At 71.2% G+C, this 20,996-nt stretch carries 16 protein-coding genes, 1 tRNA gene and 1 riboswitch; of the genes, 10 read left to right on the top strand and 7 right to left on the bottom strand.

Annotation, left to right across the window (positions count from 1 at the left end; translation table 11 throughout):
- Position 1 precedes the first annotated feature (1 nt).
- Positions 2-298, bottom strand: coding sequence for a hypothetical protein (locus ACFYZ8_RS30510; RefSeq protein ID WP_388542102.1), 297 nt, complete (start codon positions 296-298; stop codon positions 2-4).
- Positions 299-841: 543 nt separating this feature from the next.
- Between ACFYZ8_RS30510 and ACFYZ8_RS30505 the strand changes: the two genes are divergently transcribed.
- A complete protein-coding gene (locus ACFYZ8_RS30505) occupies positions 842-1,261 on the top strand; it encodes a hypothetical protein (RefSeq protein ID WP_388542101.1) in 420 nt (139 codons plus the stop codon).
- Complete coding sequence (locus ACFYZ8_RS30500) at positions 1,258-3,108, top strand: PQQ-binding-like beta-propeller repeat protein (protein ID WP_388542099.1); 1,851 nt, start codon at positions 1,258-1,260, stop codon at positions 3,106-3,108. Before ACFYZ8_RS30505 ends, ACFYZ8_RS30500 begins: the two co-directional genes overlap by 4 nt.
- Before the next feature lie 233 nt (positions 3,109-3,341).
- Here the strand turns inward: ACFYZ8_RS30500 and ACFYZ8_RS30495 are convergent, their stop codons facing one another.
- Positions 3,342-4,253 (bottom strand): hypothetical protein, encoded by a 912-nt coding sequence (locus ACFYZ8_RS30495; protein ID WP_388542097.1) that lies wholly within the window; start codon positions 4,251-4,253, stop codon positions 3,342-3,344.
- Between the two features lie 262 nt (positions 4,254-4,515).
- Between ACFYZ8_RS30495 and ACFYZ8_RS30490 the strand changes: the two genes are divergently transcribed.
- Positions 4,516-6,087, top strand: coding sequence for a hypothetical protein (locus tag ACFYZ8_RS30490; protein ID WP_388542095.1), 1,572 nt, complete (start codon positions 4,516-4,518; stop codon positions 6,085-6,087).
- A 114-nt stretch (positions 6,088-6,201) separates the two neighbouring features.
- On the opposite strand, the gene ACFYZ8_RS30485 is transcribed toward ACFYZ8_RS30490, so the two are convergent.
- Positions 6,202-7,329 (bottom strand): dihydrofolate reductase family protein, encoded by a 1,128-nt coding sequence (locus tag ACFYZ8_RS30485; RefSeq protein WP_388542094.1) that lies wholly within the window; start codon positions 7,327-7,329, stop codon positions 6,202-6,204.
- Positions 7,330-7,398: 69 nt separating this feature from the next.
- Between ACFYZ8_RS30485 and ACFYZ8_RS30480 the strand changes: the two genes are divergently transcribed.
- The 6 genes from ACFYZ8_RS30480 (at position 7,399) to ACFYZ8_RS30455 (ending at position 12,689) form a co-directional block, all read left to right on the top strand.
- Positions 7,399-7,908 (top strand): MarR family transcriptional regulator, encoded by a 510-nt coding sequence (locus ACFYZ8_RS30480; protein WP_359037586.1) that lies wholly within the window; start codon positions 7,399-7,401, stop codon positions 7,906-7,908.
- Positions 7,909-8,029: 121 nt separating this feature from the next.
- Entirely contained in the window at positions 8,030-8,674 is a 645-nt protein-coding gene (gene ribA, locus ACFYZ8_RS30475; protein WP_359037588.1) for a GTP cyclohydrolase II, read from the top strand.
- A 223-nt stretch (positions 8,675-8,897) separates the two neighbouring features.
- A tRNA-Met gene (locus ACFYZ8_RS30470) sits at positions 8,898-8,971 on the top strand.
- Between the two features lie 107 nt (positions 8,972-9,078).
- Positions 9,079-10,185: a PP2C family protein-serine/threonine phosphatase gene (locus tag ACFYZ8_RS30465; protein ID WP_388542091.1), complete on the top strand. Its 1,107-nt coding sequence runs from the start codon at positions 9,079-9,081 to the stop codon at positions 10,183-10,185.
- A 214-nt stretch (positions 10,186-10,399) separates the two neighbouring features.
- Positions 10,400-10,556: riboswitch (cyclic di-AMP (ydaO/yuaA leader) on the top strand.
- Between the two features lie 11 nt (positions 10,557-10,567).
- Positions 10,568-11,593 (top strand): M23 family metallopeptidase, encoded by a 1,026-nt coding sequence (locus ACFYZ8_RS30460; RefSeq protein WP_359037592.1) that lies wholly within the window; start codon positions 10,568-10,570, stop codon positions 11,591-11,593.
- A 151-nt stretch (positions 11,594-11,744) separates the two neighbouring features.
- The gene (locus ACFYZ8_RS30455) at positions 11,745-12,689 is read left to right on the top strand and encodes an aldo/keto reductase (RefSeq protein WP_388542090.1); all 945 of its coding nucleotides are present in this window, start codon (positions 11,745-11,747) and stop codon (positions 12,687-12,689) included.
- Between the two features lie 41 nt (positions 12,690-12,730).
- Here ACFYZ8_RS30455 and ACFYZ8_RS30450 read toward each other — a convergent pair whose 3' ends face one another.
- From ACFYZ8_RS30450 to ACFYZ8_RS30435, 4 genes are all read right to left on the bottom strand, one after another.
- Positions 12,731-14,134: a PrsW family glutamic-type intramembrane protease gene (locus tag ACFYZ8_RS30450; protein WP_388542089.1), complete on the bottom strand. Its 1,404-nt coding sequence runs from the start codon at positions 14,132-14,134 to the stop codon at positions 12,731-12,733.
- A gap of 50 nt (positions 14,135-14,184) precedes the next feature.
- Complete coding sequence (gene trmB / locus ACFYZ8_RS30445) at positions 14,185-15,066, bottom strand: tRNA (guanosine(46)-N7)-methyltransferase TrmB (RefSeq protein ID WP_388542087.1); 882 nt, start codon at positions 15,064-15,066, stop codon at positions 14,185-14,187.
- A gap of 209 nt (positions 15,067-15,275) precedes the next feature.
- Positions 15,276-16,496, bottom strand: a complete 1,221-nt coding sequence (gene lhgO / locus ACFYZ8_RS30440) for an L-2-hydroxyglutarate oxidase (RefSeq protein ID WP_359037600.1) — start codon at positions 16,494-16,496, stop codon at positions 15,276-15,278.
- A gap of 73 nt (positions 16,497-16,569) precedes the next feature.
- On the bottom strand, positions 16,570-17,994 hold the full coding sequence (locus ACFYZ8_RS30435) for an MFS transporter (RefSeq protein ID WP_359037602.1): 1,425 nt from the start codon (positions 17,992-17,994) through the stop codon (positions 16,570-16,572).
- A 683-nt stretch (positions 17,995-18,677) separates the two neighbouring features.
- Here ACFYZ8_RS30435 and ACFYZ8_RS30430 point away from each other — a divergent pair.
- Positions 18,678-20,765 carry an asparagine synthase-related protein gene (locus ACFYZ8_RS30430; RefSeq protein ID WP_388542085.1) on the top strand — a complete coding sequence of 696 codons (2,088 nt, stop codon included), beginning with the start codon at positions 18,678-18,680 and terminating at the stop codon, positions 20,763-20,765.
- Positions 20,766-20,996 lie beyond the last annotated feature (231 nt).

Below are 20,996 nucleotides of genomic sequence, written 5' to 3'. Positions count from 1 at the left end.
ATCAGTCGTCCTTACCTACTCCGCCGAGTTCCTTGATCCGCTCCGGCGACAGTCCGGTGAGCAGCGAGACGCTCGACTCGACGGATCCGTCAAGCTTGCGCATCTTCTCCAGCATGCTGGCCCGAACCTCCTCACGGCGGATCTCCAAGTAGGTTCGGACGGCCTCCGCGACCAGGTCCTTCTTCGTCATTCCCAGAAAGTGGGCGCCGTCCGCGATCAGCTCGTCTATGGCCGCATCGACCTTCAACGGTGCCGTTGTCCGGGTTGTCCTGCTCCGCGCTTCCTCTGTGATTCCCATGCTCACATCCTCCTCGGGTACCAAAAGATACTCGTATTCTTCTCTACTTGCGATCGATGAGCGAGGTCGCCCTCGTAGCCGAGCCCGAAGCAGCGACTGCAGGTTGGTGGCGTTGCGTCCGCGCTCAAAGGTGCGCTCCGTCAGCCATGGCGCGGTCACCGATTACACGATGAACAGAGCTGAGAGAGCATCCTGATGCTCCTGTCCGTTCTCGCTGACCCAGCGTGGGCGCGGATGGGGATCCCGTTGGTGCGGTACGTGAGGGCGGCGGCCGTGCCTATGGTGCACTCGACTGCATGTTCGCTTCCCGTGCGGTCTTGATGACCTCCGGCCGGGCACATCCGGATGGCAAGGTGCACATGCTGGTGCCGGTGATGCCCGTGCTCGGGCCGAGTCGACGTCCCCAACTGGTCAACGGCCGAGAGGCTTGGCCGCCAGAGCGAAGCCATGTGCACAGGTGTGATTCGCTGGGAACTCCACCGCTGCGCGGTCACTGCCAGTAAGGTGCTCTGGACACAAAGCAGAGATCGCGGGGCGTGGGGAATGAGTAAGACCGTACGGCTGGAGTTGATCGGGCTTTCAGACACCGATGACGACGAACTCCTCAGCTTGGGCAGTCAACTGCGTCGCTGTCTCCTCGAACTGGATGTGGCAGACGTGCAGTTGGCGCGTTCCACCAGTGATGTCCCGCCAGGAGCGAAGAGTGGTGAACTGATCGCTGCCGGAGCGGTTGCTGTCACCGCCTCCCCGTTCGTCCTGCGTCAAGTACTCAAGCTTGCTGAGATTTGGCTGCAGAACCGTCCAGTTCGCGGCATCAAGGTTGAACTGGGCGGCCGCACGATGGAGTTGAGTGACGCATCGGAGGTTGAGCGGGAACGGCTGATCGACGCCTTTCTGGCACATGGCGGGGCGCCTGACGAAGATGAGACGGGCACTGTGCAACCGCAGTCTTCGACCTCGTGACTGTCCAGGCATTGGGCGAAGGCCAGCGCAGGGCCCTGCTCATCGGCACGGGAACATACGACAACCCGGAACTCTCCAAGCTGCTGTCCCCGGAGGCGGACTGCGCTGGTTTGACCGAGGTGCTACGCGATCCAGAGATCGGCCAGTTCGAGGTCCAACAACTGGTCGACGCCGACCGGCCCATGCTGGAGCGAGCGATCGAGGAGTTCTTCCTCACCGCGCGACGGGATGACGTCTGTCTGCTGTACTTCTCGTGTCACGGGGTAAGAAACCGCAGCGACAAGCTCTATTTCGCCGTTCGGAACACCGATCCGGAGCGCCCCGCACACTCGGCAATCTCCGCGAGTTTCGTCCACGACATGATGGACGAGTGCCGTGCCCGCAGCGTTGTTGTGGTGGTGGACTGCTGCTACAGCGGATTGTTCATTCCTGGCGCCAAGGGGAGTGAATCGGCAGGATTCGAGGAGGTACTGGCCGGCCACGGCCGTGTCATCGTCACTGCCGGCACCCGGATGCAGCGCGCCTGGGAAGGGGATCACTCGAACGCGGAGACGCCTGCACTCTCGCGCTTCACCGCAGCGATCGTCGAAGGCTTGCGCACTGGTGACGCCGATCTCAATGGCGACGGTCTCGTCACTCTTCAGGAGTTGTTCAAGTACACCTCTGAGCGGCTCCACCTGGAGGGGGTCGAACAGACGCCGCGGATGGGCGGCGAGATGCAGTACGACATAGTGCTGGCCAGGGTGAAGAAGAAGCGCCGGCAGCGGTCTTCGCGTACCGCCACCAGGAAGTCACAGAGCCGCCGGACTGCCAGCCCGTCCCCGACCCGTCGAGTTGAAGTGCCCTGGCGGGTCTCGGCTGCTTCCGGCTCCGCTCGTCAGCCTGTCCTTTCCGACGGCATCTTGGTAGTACACGATAAGTACAGCCTGCACGTGTTCGACGCGGAGTCCCGCCGCCGATACCCGCTGATTCAGACGAACTACCCCGGCACTGCCGTCTTCCACAGTGGCACTGCCTACTTCCCAGGCCCGGGCAGCTGGCTGCGGGCCGTCGATCTGCGAACGGGGAAACCTCGTCGGTCTGCCCGGCTGCAAGTCTGTGACGGCCTTCTGAGTGTCTCCTCAGACACTCTGTACGCACCGAGCCCGGACGGATGCCTTCACTCGATCGATGTCAGGTCCGATGGCATTCGCTGGTCACAACGCCTGGGGCAACTCGCCGTCGGCTGTTCTCCCGAAGCGGCCGCAGGCAATGTGATTGTCATGACAGAGGATCCCGAGTCGCCGGGCCACACTACGGACTCATCCGGGAAGAGCGTCCTGGCAGTCCTGGAAGTCACAGGTCAACCAAGCTGGTCTTACCAGCCCGAAAAGCCGCTTACCGGAGAATGGGCTGTCACTGACTCCGGTATCTACCTGGTCCAGCAGGTCGATCTCTCTCACCAATGGATCGTGGCCGTCGACCCGGCCAGCGGTGAAACACTGTGGCGGTTCGAGGCAGCAACCAACCTCGCTATCGCCCCGGCTGCGGTGAGCGGATTGGTGGTGTTCGGGGACGTGGACAACCGGCTTGTCGCCCTCGATGCAAAGAGTGGAGCCCAGCTATGGGAACGGAAGACCAAGGGGCGTGTTCTCACCCGCCCGTTTGCGGTAGGCGACACACTCTTCACTGCTGATCGTGCGGCAATGTTGACAGCTTGGAAACTCCCGGTCGGCCGAAGGCTCCGCTCTTACGACGTGCTTCTGAGCCCTGACCGCCAAGGGGCCCCGGCCTGCACCAACGACTGGCTATACCTGACGGATTCCCAAGGAGACATGCACGCCGTTCCCGCGAAGCTTCGTGCGTGAGCGATGCGTGAGCGGACAGTGTGGCAGGAGCGTCCTGACGTGGACCGCGTCCTCTAGCGAACCTGTCCTGACCTGGTGGTTCTGGACGCCAAGTCAGCTGGTTGTGGGTTCGAGTCCCCCAGGGCCTACGGGTGGTGGGCAGGGGACATGTCCTCCGGCCTGTCGCACAGCGCCCGACCCGGGTTCGTCCGGGTCGGGCGCTGTGTGTCATGTGTGAGGGGTGGTGGTGCGGGTCAGACCCGGGTGAGGCGGACCGCCACCGTCTCGGCGACCGTCACCGCCCGGCCGTAGTCCGGGTCCGTCGCCGTGGCGTGGCCCTCGACCTCGACGTCCCCCTTCTGGAAGGGGACCGAGCCGGTCGGTACGGCCGTACCGGTCCAGGCGACCGGGGCGCCCGGGGTGCAGGACACCGACGTGGAGAAGGAACCGCGGATGAGGTCCCGCTTCTTCACCTGCGTGACGTTGCCCGCCACGGTCACCTGCACCGGCTTGTCGCAGCTGACCGTGCCGTGGAAGGTGGCCTTGCCGTTGAGGGAACTCGCGGTGCCGGCCAGGGCGATGTCGAGACCGAGGCCGAGTTCGGCCGGCGGGGCCGGGTTGTCGACGTGGACCTCGCCGCGGGCGGCCGAGGTGCCTCCCTCGCAGTGCTGCTCGAAGGTGGCGTCGAGCTTCTTCACATAGCCCTGGGGGCCGAACTCGACCGCGGAGACGGTGAAGGTGCCGGTGAGCTGGTTGCAGCCGCGGCCGTTGCCGCTGAGCGACAGGCCCGGCTCGGTCCCCTCGTTGAACGGGTAGCGGGTGGCTCCGGTGTAGGTCCCGGGCGTCAGCGTCCTGCCGGACGGCGCCGCGAGGTTCAGGGTCCACCAGTCGCCGTTCGCTCCGTCGACGGAGAGGGTGACCACCCCGTTGCCGGTGTCCCCGGAGACGTTCAGGTGGTCCTGGGACGAGGTGGCGTAGGCGTAGGACTGACCGCCGCTGATGTAGTCGCCCTCGTCGCCGCTGAAGCTGAAGGAGCCCTCGGTGACCGGCAGGGCGTGCGCCTCGGCGCCGGCGAGCAGGCCGGTGGTGCCGGTGGCCATGGCCAGTGCCAGTGCGAGGGTGGCGGTGGCCCGCGTCAGGACGCGTCTGGGCAGCGTGAGTTGCATGGATGTTCCCCCTGGTGTGTTCGCACACGTGTGCGCATGTTTCCGTCGGCGAGGTGAGTCTGCCAACCAGCGGGATGAGCGACAACTGTGTTTCAGGTGCGATGAGTTGAGGTTTCGGCCAACGCCTGATCCGTACTTCGTGGTCGCACCGGACCCCGCTTCTTTGTCACACCTTGATCAGACGTAGCTCCGCCCTTTGATCCGCCCACTCCGCGCCCTGCCTAGGCTTGGCCGTCTTGTGGATTTCGAGGGGGAGTTGAAAATGGTGCGACGAAGATCGATCGCTTTCGCCGGGATCGCCGCGCTGGTGCCGCTGGTCGCCTCGGCCGTTTCCGCGCAGGCGGCCTCGGGCTCGCTGGCCGTCACCACGCTGGGGCGGCACGGCGCCAAGGTCGCGACGACGGTCACCGTGGTCGCGGTGCCGTCCGGGCAGACGTACAGCGTGGCGTCGGGCAAGCGGATCAGCCTGCCCTCGGGGCGCTACCTCGCGATGACCGACATCTGGGAGCACGGCACGGAGGGTCTGGGCACGGACACCATCGGCGCCCAGGTCGTCCAGGTGTCCGGCAGCACCTCGGTCACGCTGGACGCGCGCAAGGGCAAGGCCGTCAAGGTCTCCCTCGACACACCCGCCGACGTGACCGAGGCGCCGCGGATCAGCGCGCAGGTGTGCGCCGGCACGGTCAGCAACATGCCGTCCGCCTTCAGCACCGGCGGCTGGAACTACCAGGGGTCGCTGTACGCCATCCCGAACTCCTCCCGGCTGCTGCAGTTCGGGTACATGGCGCGGTGGACGGGCCACGACAGCTACGTCGCCGTGAAGAACACCACCGGGATCCCGGCCGCGCCCGGCGGGTCGTACAAGCGGGCGAGCCTGGCCACGATGCGCTTCTCGGTGCGCAGTGGCACGCAGATGGCCCAGCAGCACGACACCGCGCTCCAGGCGACACCGAAGACCGACGACTGCACGACCGACCTGATGACCGAGGTCCGCGACGACAGGGCCCCGTACAGCGCCACCGTCCATGTGACGCCGGGGACCTGGCAGCCCCGGGACGACATCATCGCGAGCAACGGCGACGACGTCGGCGGCGGTTTCCCGAAGGTCAGGACGCTCAGGGCGGGCCAGAGCTTCACCCAGTCCTTCGGTCGGGCCGCGTGGAGCCCGATGCACTACCTGCCGATGATCGGGGGGAGGTCCGTCACCTTCATCCCGGACGCCCTGATCGGCGACCCCGACGTCGGGGTCAACGGGGCCGACCCGACGAAGGAGACGGTGGTCCTCAAGAAGGGCGGCACCACCGTCAAGAAGCAGACCCTGACCAACTGGGGTACCGGCGACGCCGAGTTCTCGGCGGGTATCCGCTCGGCCGCCTGGTACGACCTGAGCGTCGACGCCCATCGCTACCGTCCCGGCATCACCTTCCCCGCCGGCATGCTGTCCTCGCGCGTCACCCTCGACTGGCACTTCAAGGCCGACCCGGCCAAGTCGATGGTCGCGCCCGTCTTCATGACCCGCTTCCTGCCCACCGGCCTCAACAGCCGCAACCAGGCCGCGCCGAGCAGCACCACGACGGTCGATGTGAGCGCCGGTCGCGGTTCCCAGGGCCCGGATCTGCGGTTCACCCAGGTGACCGCCAAGTCCGTGCGGGTCTGGTCGTCCGCCGACGGCGGCAGGACGTGGAAGGCGGCGACGGTCAGGCACTCCGGCTCGACCTGGCAGGCGTCCGTCCACAACCCGGCCTCCGGCGCGGTCGCCCTGCGCTCCGAGGTGACCGACGCGGCCGGGGACCGCTCGGTGGAGACGGTCTACCGGGCGTACGCCCTCGGCTGAGGCCCGAGGCCCGAGGCCCGAGGCCCGCGGCCTGGGGCCCGCGGCCTGGGGCCCGCGGCCTGGGGCCCGCGGCCTGGGGCCCGAGGCCGGAGGCCCGAGGCCCGAGCCCCCGGGTCAGAACAGGTGGCGGTTCGGGGCCTTCGCGCGGTCCTCGTACCCGTCCAGCACCACCACGTCCACGCCCCGCGCGGTGAGCAGTCCCGTTCCGTCCGCCCCCGCCACGAACGTGTCCGGCTCCCGCCACGCCGTCACCACCCGGCGTACCCCCGCGTCCAGGATCAGCCGGGCGCAGGGGGCGGGGCGGGAGGCCCGGTGGGTGCAGGGTTCCAGGCTGGTGTAGACGGTGGCCGTGGCCAGGCGGGGGTCGTCCGCGGCGATCTTCGCCAGGGCCGCCTCCTCCGCGTGCACGACCGGGTCGCCGCCCTCCCTGGAGTGCCCGCGCGCCAGCTCCGTGCCGTCGGCGGCCACCACGACCGCGCCCACGCTGAACGCCGTCCGCGAGGGCGGGCACCGGTCCGCCAGCTCGCAGGCCAGCGCGAGCCACCGGTGGTCGGCGGCGGCGGGTACCAGGCCGGTGCCGGGGGCCGTGGGCTCGTAGCGCATCAGGACCACGTCCTCGATACGGCGGGTCTCCACGAGGCGCAGGCGGCCCGCCTGGTAGGCGCCCGGGCCGAAGAGGCGGGGGGCGTCCGGAGCGCCGACGAACAGCGGGGCCAGCACCAGCTGCACCTCGTCCGCCAGGCCCTGCTGGAGGAGCTGGGTGTGGATCCGGCCGCCGCCCTCCACCATCAGCCGCTCCACTCCGCGCTCCGCGTGCAGGTGCTCCAGCAGGCGGCGCCAGTCCAGCTCGGGGCCGAGCGGAACGATGTCGGCGGCGATCCCCAGCGCCCTGGCCCGCTCCGCGCCCTTGTCCGTCGTACAGACGAGCTTCTCGCCGCCCGTGTGCCAGAAGTTCGCGGCCGGGTCCAGCTCGCCCGAGCCGCTGACCGTGACCTTCAGGGGGTACGGCGGCTTCCCGGCGGCGGTGCGGGCCGCGCGGCGCGCCTCGGAGTTCACCAGCAGGCGGGGGTTGTCGGCGCGGATCGTGCCCGCGCCGACGAGGATCGCGTCCACGGAGGCGCGGACCTCGTCGACCCGGTCGAAGTCGGCCGGGCTGGACAGGAGGAGGCGGTCGGGGCCGGTGTCGTCGAGGTAGCCGTCGAGGGAGACCGCGGCGGAGAGGAGGACGTAGGGGTGGGGCATCGGGGCGGTCCCTCTCGGAAACGGAAGGCGGGGCTTGGTTCAAGTTTGAAGCAAACCTACACTGGGGGTATGACGACCCGCTGGCTCAGCCCCGACGAGCAGCGAGCCTGGCGTGCCTACCTCGCCGCCTCGCTCCTCCTGGAGGACACCATCGACCGGCAGCTCCAGCAGGAGGCCGGCATGCCCCACCTGTACTACTCCATCCTCGCCAACCTCTCCGAGACCCCGCAGCGGCGGCTGCGGATGACCGAACTCGCCGAGGGGCTGAAGATCACCCGCCCGCGGCTGACGTACGCCGTCGCCCGGCTGGAGAAGGACGGGCTGGTACGGCGCGAGAGCTGCCAGTGGGACAAGCGCGGCAGCGTCGCGGTGCTCACGGACGAGGGTATGGCGGTGCTGGAGCGGGTGGCGCCGGGGCACGTGGAGACGGTGCGTACCGCGCTCCTCGACCGGCTCACGCCGGAGCAGGTGGGCCAGCTGGAGGAGATCTTCACCAGCGTCATCGAGGGGCTCCAAGGGGATGAGGGCGCCTCCGGGGAGGTCCCGTGGCGCCGGCGGTCCTCCCCGTCGTGTTCGTGAGAAGTCCCGAGTGACGAGGGCCATAAAACCGTTGCTTCAAATTTCAAGCATGAGGTAGGGTCTCGATCAGTAGAACTGCTTCAAATCTGAAGCAGGTATGCCTACGGACCGGAGTACCCGCATGACCGACCTGCCCGCCGCCACCCAGCGCTCCCGCGTCCGCGTCCCGCTGCGCTTCGGGGACGGTTACCGCGTAGACGCCGAGCTCGTCACCTTTCATGGCCTGGCCGACGGGCAGGAGCACCTCGCCGTCGTCCTCGGCGACCCGGGACCCGTCCCGCTGGTGCGCCTGCACTCCGAGTGCCTCACCGGCGACGTCTTCGGCTCCGCCCGCTGCGACTGCGGTCCGCAGCTGCGCGAGGCCGTCGAGCGCATAGCCGAGCGCGGCGGGGTCCTGCTGTACCTGCGCCAGGAGGGCCGCGGCATCGGCCTCTACAACAAGCTCGACGCGTACGCCCTCCAGGACCAGGGTCTCGACACCTACGCCGCGAACACCGCCCTCGGCCTGCCCGAGGACGCCCGCGACTACACCGCGGCCGCACAGATGCTGACCGCGCTGGGGATCGGCGAGCTCGACCTGCTCTCCAACAACCCCGACAAGGCGGGCCAGTTGCGCGACCTCGGCATCGACGTCCGCGACCGCGTCCCCACCGGCGTCTTCACCACCGCCCACAACGTCCGCTACCTGCGCGCGAAGGTCCTGCAGACCCAGCACACGCTGCCGCTCGCGGAGCTGACGGAGCTGACGGAGCTCGGCGTCGGCTGAGCGCCCGTCACCCGGGCGGGTGCGTCGGACGGGCCAGGACGGTGAGCACCTGCCGGTGACCGCTGTCGCCCGGCGGGCGGGCTCAGCCGGAGGACGACGCACGCCCGCTGCCGGTCCGGCGAGTCCGCTCCCGCGGGCCGGCATCGAGAACCTGTTCGTCGCCCGGGCGACCCCGCCTGGCGCGAGCCACCCCGCGGATGGCGTACAGTAGTGAACACACCGACGCGGGGTGGAGCAGCTCGGTAGCTCGCTGGGCTCATAACCCAGAGGTCGCAGGTTCAAATCCTGTCCCCGCTACTCAAGGCTCAGGGCCGGAGTCCAGTCACTGGACTCCGGCCCTGAGTGTTTCCCCCGGCCGGGTCACCCGGCTCGCCCGCCCACGGCACCCGGGCAAACCTGGGGAGGTGGAGCAGGAGGGGCCGATCTCGCGGGCGCGCACCTTCGTCCGCGTGCTCCCGGCGCTGCTGCTCGTCGCCGGGGCGTTCTACGACTACCTCACTCCGGCGCAGTTCTCCGCCGCGCCCCTGTTCACCGCCGCCCCCCTGGTCGCCGCCCCGCTCTACTCGCGGCGCGGCACCGTCCTGACCGGCGCCGCCTCCGTCCTCGTCGTCCTCGCGGTCCATCTGCGCCTCGGGATCCTCCTGGAGACCGACGCCGTCACCGAACTGGTCACCGTGGTCACGGTCGCCGTCCTCGCGGTCCTCATCAACGTCCTCGTCCGCCGCAGCAGCGAACGGCTCGCCTCCCAGCGCGAGATCGCCGAGGCCGCCCAGCGGGCGGTGCTGCCCGGGCCCGCCGGGCGGATCGGCGGGTTCGACATCGCCGTGCGCTACGAGGCGGCCCAGGCGGACGCGCTCATCGGCGGCGACCTGTACGCGGTGCAGGACAGTCCGCACGGGGTACGGCTGATCGTCGGGGACGTACGCGGCAAGGGGATGGGAGCGGTGGCGGCCGTCGTGATCGTCATCGGGGCGTTCCGGGAGGCCGCCGAACAGGAGGCCACCCTGGAGGCCGTCGCCCAGCGGCTCGAGCGGGCGCTGGCCCGGGAGGTCACACGGCGGGACGGCGTCGAGGCCTTCGAGGGGTTCACCACGGCCGTCCTCGCCGAACTCCCGCACGACGACGGGGTCGTACGGATCGTCAACCGCGGCCACCCGCCGCCCCTGCTGCTGCACGGCGACGGCACGGTGCGCGCGCTGCCCGCCCGCAGCCCCGCGCTGCCGCTCGGCCTGGGCGACCTCGGCACCTGGCCCGACCGGGCCGAGGAGCACCGCTTCCGGGGCGGGGCCACGCTGCTGCTGTACACCGACGGACTGTCCGAGGCCCGGGACGGGCAGGGGCGGTTCTACGATCCCGAGGCGCGGCTGTGCGGCCGTGCCCCCGGTGAACCGGGCGCCCTGCTCGCCGCCCTCGCGGGCGAGGTGCGCCGGCATTCCGGTGGCTTCCTCACCGACGACATGGCGCTGCTCGCGGTACGGCGGCCGTACGGCGCCCGTCGTGACGTGGGGTGATCGGGCGACCGCCCTCCGCATAACAACTGACGCACCGTCAATGCCGGTGTGCCGCCTGAGGCAAGGTCAACTCGCCCGTTTTTAGCCGTTCATGGGTCGTAAGTCCTGCGGGATTTCGTTAACGATCAAGCGGAACGGCTTGGAATCGGGCCCCCGGGTCTATTAACGTTCGATAACGCAGCGCGGTCGTCCCAGCCGTCACAAGAGACGGCTCCGTGCTCACGCGCCGAATTCCGCAAGGGAACCGGGGAACCACCACTTGGGGTGAATCGCTCGTAGTCCGCCGTGTCAGCACGGCGGGTATACGCGCGTAGGAGACCTTCCTGCTCCGAACCCGTCAGCTAACCCGGTAGGCGAGAAGGAAGGAAAGGAGCGCGCCCACGTGGCGTCCAACCCGCCTGCCCCCGAGGCCCCGCCCGTACCACGCAGCACTCTCGTGTACGGCGGCTACCACGCTGACGACGAGGCCCCGCTCGGCGAGTGGAACCCGACCGCGGAGACCCTGGCCCCCGTACGAGGCCGGCACCGCGTCGCCAAGCAGCGTGGCGGGGGATTCGCCCGCAGCTCCACCGTTCTGGGCGTCGGTGTCATAGCCGCCGTCAGCGCGGGCGGGATGGCCAGCGCCAACACCGGCAAGCCGCCGGTCTCCCTCTCCATGCCCGACCTGGGCTCCGTGAGCTCGCTCATCTCGAACGACTCCGACTCCGCCGCGGACGACACGAGCGCCTTCAGCAGCGTCGGCACCACCACCGTCGACACCGCCCAGGGCGCCTCGGACGCCGGTGAGGCACTGCGCTCGCGCATCCTGGCCCAGGCCGAGCAGCAGCAGGACCAGATCGACACCAAGGCCGCCCAGGCCGTCGCGGACGCCGCCCAGAAGGAGGCCGACGCGGCCGCCGCCAAGGCGGAGAAGGACGCTCTGGAGAAGGCCGCCGCCGCGAAGAAGAAGGCGGAGGAGGAGGCCGCGAAGAAGGCCGAGGCCGCGCGCCTGGCCGAGCTCGCCAAGCAGTACACGCTGCCGACCTCGTCGTACACCATCACCTCGACCTTCGGTCAGGCCGGTTCGCTGTGGTCCTCCGGCTACCACACGGGCCTCGACTTCGCCGCCCCCACGGGCACGCTCATCAAGGCGATCCACAGCGGCACCATCACCGAGGCCGGCTGGGCCGGTTCCTACGGCTACCGCACGATCCTCACCCTCGACGACGGCACCGAGCTGTGGTTCTGCCACCAGTCCTCGATCAGCGTCAGCGTCGGCCAGAAGGTCGGCACCGGTGACGTCATCGGCCGCGTGGGCGCCACGGGCAACGTGACCGGCGCCCACCTGCACCTGGAAGTCCACCCGAACGGCTCGGCCGACGGGATCGACCCGATGGCGTGGCTGCGCGGCAAGGGTCTCAACCCCTGAGGTTCCCCCACGACGTGAACTCCGGCAGCCCTGACGACGTCCCCCCGACGTCAGGGCTGCCGGTGCGTCGGAGCGGGTGATTCCGCTTGTTTACGAGGACTTTGCGGCCACGCCGGAAGAGGGATCTCCGGCGCGGGCGTTGACGTATGGCATGACTTCTCTTCGCAAGCTCGGCTCCTCCGACCTCGAGGTCTTCCCGCTCTCCCTCGGCGGCAACGTCTTCGGCTGGACCGCCGACGAGGCCGCGTCCTTCGCCGTCCTCGACGCGTACACCGCGGCCGGCGGCAACTTCGTCGACACGGCCGACTCGTACTCGGCGTGGGTCGACGGGAACTCCGGCGGCGAGTCCGAGACCATCATCGGCAAGTGGCTGGCGGCCCGCGGCAACCGCGACGACGTCGTCATCGCCACGAAGGTCAGCCAGCACCCCGACTTCCAGGGCCTGTCCGCCGCCAACATCAAGGCGGCGGCGGAGGCTTCGCTGCGGCGCCTGGGCACCGACCACATCGATCTCTACTACACCCACTTCGACAAGCCGGAGATCCCCGTCGAGGAGATCATCGGGGCGCTGGACGAGCTGGTGAAGGCGGGCAAGGTGCGGGCGATCGGCGCCTCCAACATCTCCGCCGCGCGGCTGACCGAGTCCCTCGCCTTCTCCGACCGCGAGGGCCTGGCGCGCTACGTCGCCCTCCAGCCCCACTACAACCTGGTCTCGCGCGACACCTACGAGGGCGAGCTCCAGGCGGTGGCCGCGCGTGGGGGCCTGGCCGCGGTGCCGTACTTCGCCCTCGCCTCCGGGTTCCTCACCGGCAAGTACCGCCCCGGCGCGAGTGTCGACAGCCCGCGGGCCACGGGTGCCGGCAAGCACCTGGAGAGCGAGCGTGGCCGCAAGGTCCTCGCCGCCCTCGACGACATCGCCGAGTCGCACACCGTCCCGGTCGCCACGGTCGCCCTCGCCTGGCTCGCCGCCCAGCCGACGGTCGCCGCCCCGATCGCCTCCGCCCGCACGGTGGAACAGCTGCCGGCGCTGCTGGGGGTGGGGGAGCTGACGCTGACGGAGGAGGAGCTGGGGCGCCTGACGGAGGTGTCGGCCTGACCCTGGTGGTGACCGGCGGGGCCGTCCCCTCCCGACCTACGCTACGTCCGGTACGGGTTGTAGGCGGGGTACGGCACCGTCGGATGGGCGGCCTGGACGGGGTGGGCAGGCTGGATCGGGTGGTGGGTCGGGTGTCCCTGCTGGGCCGGGTGCACCGGTTGGGCCGGGTAGCCGTACACCCCGTACACCGGCCACGGCGGCGCGGTCACGGGTACCGGCGGTGCCGTCGCCCGTGCCGCGTGGTCCAGTGCCGGCCGGGCCACCTCCCGGCGCCGCCACAGCTCGTGCAGCAACTCCCGCTCCCGTACGACGAAGTCGGCGTTCGCCCGCCCGAGCCGCCCCCGGCGCCGCAGGAACGCCAGCGAGGTCGCGTACGCCTCGTACTGCGAGACCGCCCGCCCCGCGGGCCGCCCGCCGAGGTGCCGTCGCGCGTACTCCCGGGCCACCCGCCGCGCCCGCATCGAGCCCAGCACATAGGGCTCGGTCGGCGTCAGCCAGCCGGCGACGGCGTACGCGGGCAGTTCCTCGCGCACGGTCCTCAGCTCCCGTTGCCGCGTCCAGATGACCAGCCAGGTCAGCAGGGCGAACGCCGGGAGCATGAACATCGCGTACACCGCGAAGAACCCGAACTGCCCGAACGTCGAGGAGCCGTTCCAGGTGGCGTGCATGCCCATCGCGAGCAGCAGCCCGGACAGCGGGACGAGGATCCGCCGGACGCGCTGGCGTTCCGCCGACAGCGCGGAGATGCCGAAGCCGATGCCGGTGAGGACGGTGAACAGGGGGTGCGCGAACGGTGACATCACCACGCGCACGAAGAAGGTCGCGGCGGTGACGGAGGCGATGCCGCTGTCGCCGGTGAGCTGGTCGGTGCCGAAGGCGGTGCCGAGGTAGAGGATGTTCTCGGTGAACGCGAACCCGGTCGCGGTGACCCCCGCTATCACCACGCCGTCGACGATCCCGGTGAAGTCCCGTCTGCGGAACAGGAAGACCAGCAGAACGGCGGCGGCCTTGGCCGACTCCTCGACGATCGGCGCTATCACCGTCGCGCCGAGGGTGTCCGCGCCGGACGGGTCGGCGGTCGCCGTCGCTATCCATTTCGTCGCGAAGCTGTTGGCGATGATCGCTATCAGCGCGGCCGCGCAGGCGCCCCAGGCGAAGGCGAACAGCAGATTGCGCCAGGGCCCCGGCTCCACCCGGTCGAGCCAGCGGAACGCGGCTATGAGCAGCGGGACGGGCAGGACGGCGAGGCCAAGGCCGACCAGGAACCCCTGCGTGCCGGTCTGCTGCCGGACCAGGGCGAGGATGACGAGCCCGGACAGGGTGAGAAGCGTGATCAGCGCGCCGTAGCGCACCCACTTCCGCTGCCACCAGTGCGCATGCCGCAGCGTGGTACCACCGGTGGGGTCACCGGGGTGGTGCGTCGGATACGGGGGAAAGGTGGCCACAGCATTGACCTTAACGAGACGGAGGCGCCGCCCGCAGCCGGGCGGGACGCTCAGGCGCCGGTGGGGGGTGGTGCGGATCGGTCGGTTCGGTCGCCGTGCTGTACGCGGCGGAACAGCAGGTCGTTCACGACATGTCCCTTCTCCAGTCCCTGCCCCTCGAAACGGGTCAGCGGCCGGAAGTCGGGACGCGCCGCGAAACCGCCGCCCGCCTGGGTGTTCTCGAAGTCCGGGTGCGCGGTCAGCACCTCGAGCATCTGTTCGGCGTACGGTTCCCAGTCGGTCGCGCAGTGCACCAGGGCGCCGGGCCTGAGGCGGGTCGCGGCCAGGTCCAGGAACTCGGGCTGGATCAGCCGCCGCTTGTGGTGCCGCTTCTTGGGCCAGGGGTCCGGGAAGTAGACGCGCAGGCCGTCGAGCGAGTCCTCGGTGAGCATCTCGCGCAGCAGGATGATCGCGTCGCCGTTGCCGACCCGGACGTTGGACAGCTTCCGCTGCTCGGCGAGGTTGAGCAGATTGCCCTGCCCCGGGGTGTGCACGTCGACGGCGAGGATGTTGGTCCCCGGCTCGGCCGCGGCCATCTGCGCGGTGGCCTCACCCATCCCGAAGCCGATCTCCAGCACGACGGGGTGGTCGTTTCCGAACATCTCGCCGAGATCGATCACGCGCTGCCCGTCGATGTCGAGCCCCCAGGCGGGCCACAGCCGCTGCAACGCGTCCGCCTGCCCCGCCGTCACCCGGCTCCGCCGGGGCTGGAAACTCCGGATCCGCCGCTCGAAGTGCGACCCCGCGGGATCGGCACTGGGCCCGTCGGGAAACCGCGGCTCGCCCTTGGCCCGGGTGCGCCGGACGGAGACACCGGGGGCGTGCGCAGCGGACTCGCCGGGGGCGGCGGGCCGGGAGCGGGGGGCTTCGGAGGCGTTGAGGGAGTCAGACACAGTGGGGTCGATTTTACGGTGACCTCGGGGGCGCAGGCCCCGCCGGGCTGTGCCGACGGTCACGTCCGGGGCGCCGTCCGGTCCGAGCAGCCGACCGCGTCCGGGCCGTCCCCGGCTGGGCGACGGCCCCTTCGCGTGTCGCACCATACGCAAGGTGGCCGGCGGGCGCGCCGGGCCGCCACTTCCCGTCCGGGCGGCGCCCGCGCCGGTCACGCCGTGCGCAGTGTCTCCAGTGCGCGGCGGGCCACCTCGCGCCCGATCGGCAGGGACGCCGTCGCCGCCGGCGACGGCGCGTTCAGTACGTGCACCGCCCGCGCCCCCTCGCGGATCAGGAAGTCGTCCACCAGCGTGCCGTCCCGCAGGACCGCCTGCGCCCGTACCCCCGCGGGGGAAGGCACCAGGTCGTCCGGCGTCACGGCCGGCAGCAGCCTGCGTACCGCCGTGGTGAACGCCCGCCGCGACACCGACCGCCGCAGCTCTCCCGTGCCGTACCGCCAGTGCCGTCGCGCTATCTGCCAGGACCCCGGCCAGGCCAGCGTCGCGCCCAGCTCCCGGGGCCGTACGGTCCCCCAGTCGTACCCCTCCCGGGCCAGCGCCGGCACCGCGTTGGGTCCGATGTGCACCCCTCCGTCGATGCCACGCGTGAGATGCACCCCGAGGAACGGGAACGCCGGGTCCGGTACCGGGTACACCAGCCCCCGCACCAGCTCGGGCCGCGCCAGCGAGTAGTACTCCCCGCGGAACGGCACGATCCGCATCCCGGGCTCGTCGCCGGTCAGCCGCGCCACCTCGTCGCAGTGCAGCCCGGCGCAGTTCACCAGCACCCTCGCCCGTACGACATCCCCGGCGCCGGTCTGCACGGCGACCCCGAGCTCCGGGCGCCGGTCGATCCGGCGCACCTCGGCGCCGTACCGGATCTCCGCACCCGAGGCCTCGGCCAGCTGCCGTGCGACCCCGACGAAGTCGCACACCCCGGTCGTCCCGACGTGTATGGCGGCGAGCCCCTCCACCTCGGGCTCGTACTCCGCGATCTGGGCGGCTCCCAGCTCGCGCACCGGAATGCCGTTCTCCCGGCCGCGCTGGACCAGTCCGTGCAGCCGGGGCAGCTCGTCGCGCTCGGTCGCGACGATCAGCTTGCCGGTGACGGCGTGGGCGATGCCGTACTCCGCGCAGAACTTGACCATCTCGGCGGCGCCCCGCACCGCGTACCGCGCCTTGAGCGATCCCGGCTTGTAGTAGATCCCGCTGTGGATCACCCCGCTGTTGCGCCCGGTCTGATGCCGGGCGGGTCCGGCCTCCTTCTCCAGCACGACGACCCGGGTCCCCGGCGCGCCGCGCGTGATCGCGTACGCCGTGGACAACCCGACGATGCCCCCACCGATCACGAGCACGTCACAGTCGTAAGCGATCCCGGACAGCACCTGCACCACCTCCCACCCCCGATAGTGCACTGCACCACTGACAGTCACTTCAAACGCGGGGGGCGGTGCCGCTGTCCGGGACTCAAGCCGGAGCCATCAGCAGCGGCCGGGCCCGCTCCCGGAGCTCCACCACCTGCGGCTCGTCCCCGTACGGCTCCAGCCGGTGCAGAAGGTCCTTCACGTACTCGGTGGTGCGGGCCGAGGAGATGCGCCCCGCGACCTCCACCGCCCGCACGCCCTGCTCGCACGCCGCGTCGAGATTGCCCGACTCGAGCTCGGCGACCGCCGAGACCACGAGCCGCAGCCCGTGCGAGCGTACGAACTCCTCCGTCGGCTTCGACAGCGCCTGCTCCGTGAAGCGGCGGACCTGGCGCGGGGCCTTCAGGTCGCGGTAGCACTCGGCGGCGTCGGCGGCGAAGCGGTCGTAGGAGTAGAAGCCGAGCCAGGAGGGGTCGTTGTCCCCGTCCCGGGACCGCTCCAGCCACCCCTCGGCCGCCTTGAGCGCCGCCCCGGCCGCGGCGGCGTCACCCGCACGCGCGTGTGCCCGCGCCTCGACGAGCCGGAAGAAACTCATGGTGCGGGCGGTCGCAAGACCCCGGTTGCGCTCCAGCGCGGCCTGCGCGAGATCGACGCCCTCGTCGCCGAAGCCCCGGTAGGTCGCCTGCAACGACATCGACGCCAGCACATACCCCCCGAGGGGGACGTCGGCCGCCGCGCGGGCCAGTCGCAGCGCCTGGATGTAGTACCGCTGCGCGGCCTCCTGCTGGCCGGTGTCGAAGGCCATCCAGCCCGCGAGCCGGGTGAGTTCGGCGGAGGCGCCGAACAGGGCCCGGCCCACCTCGTCGGAGTACGCACCCAGCAGCAGCGGGGCCGCCTCCACCCGCAGGCACTCCGGCACCATCGACGAACGCCAGTCGCCGCCTCCGTACTTGGAGTCCCAGCGCCTGGCGTCCTCGGCGGCCTCCCGCAGCTTCTGCACATCGCTGTGGCCGACTTTGAGCGGTGCGCCGGAGCCCTCGGAGTGGTTCACCTCGCGCGCGACCGAGCTGTCGGCCGGGGTTATCAGCCACCGTGAGGCAGGCGTTGCGTATGCGCTCACTGCGAACGATCCGGCGAGGGACTGCCAGATGCCGCCGGTGCCGGCCCGGCGGCCGGCGAGGTCCAGGCGGTAGAGCTCGGTGGCCGATCTGACGGCCTGTCCGACGTCCCTGGGGAAGGCGAGGCCCACCTCCGGCGCGGGATCCGCGTCCGCCAGGCCGATCTCGTGGAGCGGCACCGGGCGGCCGAGCTTCTGGCCGATGGCGGCGGCGATGAGGTGCGGCGCCGCACCCTGCGGCACCATTCCCTTCGACACCCAGCGCGCCACCGACGTCTTGTCGTAGCGAAGAGTCAACCCGCGTTGAGCGCCAAGATCGTTGACGCGACGCGCGAGTCCTGCGTTGCTGATTCCCGCGAGGGCGAGAACGGCGCCGAGTTTTTCGTTCGGCCCGCGTTGCTCCCTGGACATGCGCCACCCCTCGACACAGACGGCTGCCGCGCTGGCATAACCACGCGGCATTCGTAAACCCAGCGTAGTTCGCCGCATCCCAAGCGTTAAGGGGCATTGTTCCGGATGGCGGGATTGTGGTCCGTACTGAAGTGCGGGTCCGATACGCGCAGTTGTGTCGTGCTCCGGCTGTGTGGCCGTGCGCCCGCCCGTGCGCTCTTCTCCGGCCAGCGGGGGAGCGCTTCCATGGATGCTGCGTGGGTCGGCCCGCTGTACTGGATCCAGTGGGCTGGGGGACACCGCCGCCTACATCCCCGCGGGCGGCGGAACGGCCCGGGGGGCGAAGTGGCGTCTCCCGGGCTGCGCGCCTGTCGTGCGGCGCGCGGACTGTGTACGGAGCGTGCGCGAGCCTGCCTCGATGCCGCCGATTTGGCTGAAAATCGACCCAGGTTCTCGCGGGTGATCTGCCCTCCTACCACGGCAGTTGAGGGCGCGTTAGGTGTCTTTGGGGAGCGTATCGGGGGCGCATTCGCGTCGCACGCCCCGTGCCCCGTACGGGTGTTCGCAGGCGTACGCGGGTGTTCCCGGGGGCGCGTTCCCCGCATCTCGAGCGACTCCACCGGCCCTCCGGCGGGCTTCCTTCATGGCAGCATGGTGACCGGTTCGAACGGTGCACTGGTTGTCCACAGCCTGTGGAGGCGTCGATGCGGTGGTTGGTGGGATGGAGCAGCACCGCCGCGGGTGTCTCCGGGATCGGGACGGCCGGGGCGACCGGAAGCGACGGCGAGACCGTGCACCCGGTGGGTTCGCACCTCCTGTGGGGTGACCCGGATCCGCTCTGGGCGGTCGGCGACTGGCGCCCCGACGAGGTGCGAGTGGTCACCGTCGACCCGCAGACCCGGATCGCGGTCCTCGGCACCTGCGGGGCCTCCGACGAACAGCTGCGGGTCGGACTGCTCGCCGCGCGCGGAGGGGCACTTCGGCATCTGACGGCCTGGTCGGGGGCGTACACGGCGGTGGTCCAGGTGGGCCGCCGGATCACCGTGGGCGGCGATCTGGCGGGCGCGCGGCCCGTCTTCTACACACCCTGGGCCGGCGGTACCGCCTACGCGACCGCGGCCCTGCCCCTCGCCGACCTCATCGAGGCCAACCTCGACTTCGGGCACCTCGCCGCGCTGCTCGCCGCCCCCGACGTACCGGCCGCGCTCCACGACTCCACGCCCTACGAGGGCGTACGGCGCATTCCGCCGGGGCACGCGCTGATCCTGCGCAACGGCGCGCGCGAGATCGCCGGCTACGACCCCGTCGCCTCCCTCGCGGTCGCCGCACCCACCGCCGACGCGGACAGCGCGGTCGACGGGGTGCGCGACGCGCTGGTCGAGGCGGTACGCGCGCGTCTGTCCGCGCCGCGCCATGTGCCCGACATCGATCCCGGTCCCGTGCCCGGCATGGGGCCCGCCGAACGGCGTGCCGCGCGCGGGATGCCGGTGCCCGGGATCGGGGCCGACCTGTCCGGGGGGCCCGCGTCGGGGACGCTCGCCCTGCTGGCCGCCGGGCTGCCGGGAATGCCGGGGACCGTCCTCGGGCACGGCACCGGGGCCGGCGAGCGGCTGCTCGCGGTCACCTTCAACGACCTCGCCGTGCGCGGGCGGGAGGCCGAGGTGGAGCGGGCGGGGGCCCTCGCGGCCAATCCCCGGCTGCACCACGTGGTGGTGACCGGCGGCGAGGAGACGCTTCCCTACGCCGAGCTCGACGGCCCCCTGACCGACGAACCCGGGCCGTGTCTGGTGACGGCGGCACGGCATCGGGCGCGGCTGGCCGCCGGCAGCGCCGACCACTTCACCGGGTACGGCGCCCGGCAGGTGCTCGACGCGCACCCGGCGCGCCTCGCAGACCTGCTGATGGACCGCAAGCGACGGCATCTGGTCCGGCCCGTCGCCGCCCTGGCCAAGGCGGACGGCTCCGTGTTCGTCCCCGCGCGCGTGTACGGCGCCGCGCGGAAGCTGGCCCGTACGCCCTACCGGGCCGGCCTGGAGATGCTGGCCGACCGGCTCATGCACCAGCGGTTCGACGAGCCCGGGGGTGCGGTGGGGGCGTCTCTCGCCGCGCTCACCTGGGCCAGACCCGGGCCCGCGGCGCGCTGGCTGACGGGTGAGGCGCTCGCTGAAGTATCGGTTCGCCTGCAGGGCGCCACGCACCGCTCCGGGATCGGCCCCGGGCAGCACCCCGGCGACTTCCGCGCACGTGCGGCACTCGCCCGCCACGCGTCGGACCTGCGCGTCCTGGAGCAGGCCGTGGAGATCCGCTCCCAGCGGCTGCACATGCCGTTCCTGGACAACCAGGTGGTGCGGGCCTGTCGTGCCCTCCCCGAGGCGCTCCGGGTCCGGCCGGGGGCCCGGGCGGACATCCTCCGTACGGTGCTGGAGGGCGCCGGCGTCTCCGAACTCCCACCGGGCTGGGGCGCCCCGTCCCACGCCTCCTCGGCCGCGGCGACCCGGACGGGGCTGCGGGTGGCGGCGGACTCCCTGATGTCCCTGTTCGGGACGCCGCTGCTGGCGCAGGCGGGTCTGGTGGAGGCCCGCGTGGTCCGCAAGGCACTCCGGGCGGCGGCGGAGGGCGAGCCCCTGCCGCTGGACGGGTTGGCGGACCTGGTCTCGCTGGAGCTGTGGCTGGGGCGGCTGCTGGCCCGGCGGGGGACGTGCTGGACGGGGACGCCGGCGCGGGCGCGTGCGGTGCCGGGGGGGATTCGGCCGGAGCGGGGGGCGTTGGGAGCGGGGGCCTCCGGCGGTTGAGCGGGTTCGGGTGCGGGTTCGGTGGGGGCGGGCGTTTTTGCGCAGTTCCCCGCGCCCCTGAATGCCTGCGGCGGCCGGTTCGGCTCCGGTGGGGGCGGGTGTAGCGCGTTCTGTCCGGTGGGTGGGTCGGGGGCGGGGGGGGGGGGGGGGGGGGGGGGGGGGGGGGGGGGGGGGGGGGGGGGGGGGGGGGGGGGGCGGGGGGGGGGGCCGCCGGGGGGCGGCCCCCCCCCC

The sequence above is a fragment of the Streptomyces sp. NPDC001668 genome (assembly GCF_042893155.1).
Lineage (GTDB): Bacteria > Actinomycetota > Actinomycetes > Streptomycetales > Streptomycetaceae > Streptomyces.
The sequence above is the reverse complement of the archived record's forward strand: the minus strand, read 5'-3'. Positions and strand labels throughout refer to the sequence as shown.

Bases quoted from the DNA above. Each gene is read 5' to 3' on its own strand.
- ACFYZ8_RS30510 (WP_388542102.1), bottom strand. From the start codon at position 298: ATGGGAATCACAGAGGAAGCGCGGAGCAGGACAACCCGGACAACGGCA.
- ACFYZ8_RS30505 (WP_388542101.1), top strand. From the start codon at position 842: ATGAGTAAGACCGTACGGCTGGAGTTGATCGGGCTTTCAGACACCGAT.
- ACFYZ8_RS30495 (WP_388542097.1), bottom strand. From the start codon at position 4,253: ATGCAACTCACGCTGCCCAGACGCGTCCTGACGCGGGCCACCGCCACC.
- ACFYZ8_RS30490 (WP_388542095.1), top strand. From the start codon at position 4,516: ATGGTGCGACGAAGATCGATCGCTTTCGCCGGGATCGCCGCGCTGGTG.
- ACFYZ8_RS30485 (WP_388542094.1), bottom strand. From the start codon at position 7,329: ATGCCCCACCCCTACGTCCTCCTCTCCGCCGCGGTCTCCCTCGACGGC.
- ACFYZ8_RS30480 (WP_359037586.1), top strand. From the start codon at position 7,399: ATGACGACCCGCTGGCTCAGCCCCGACGAGCAGCGAGCCTGGCGTGCC.
- ribA (WP_359037588.1), top strand. From the start codon at position 8,030: ATGACCGACCTGCCCGCCGCCACCCAGCGCTCCCGCGTCCGCGTCCCG.
- ACFYZ8_RS30455 (WP_388542090.1), top strand. From the start codon at position 11,745: ATGACTTCTCTTCGCAAGCTCGGCTCCTCCGACCTCGAGGTCTTCCCG.
- ACFYZ8_RS30435 (WP_359037602.1), bottom strand. From the start codon at position 17,994: ATGTCCAGGGAGCAACGCGGGCCGAACGAAAAACTCGGCGCCGTTCTC.
- ACFYZ8_RS30430 (WP_388542085.1), top strand. From the start codon at position 18,678: ATGCGGTGGTTGGTGGGATGGAGCAGCACCGCCGCGGGTGTCTCCGGG.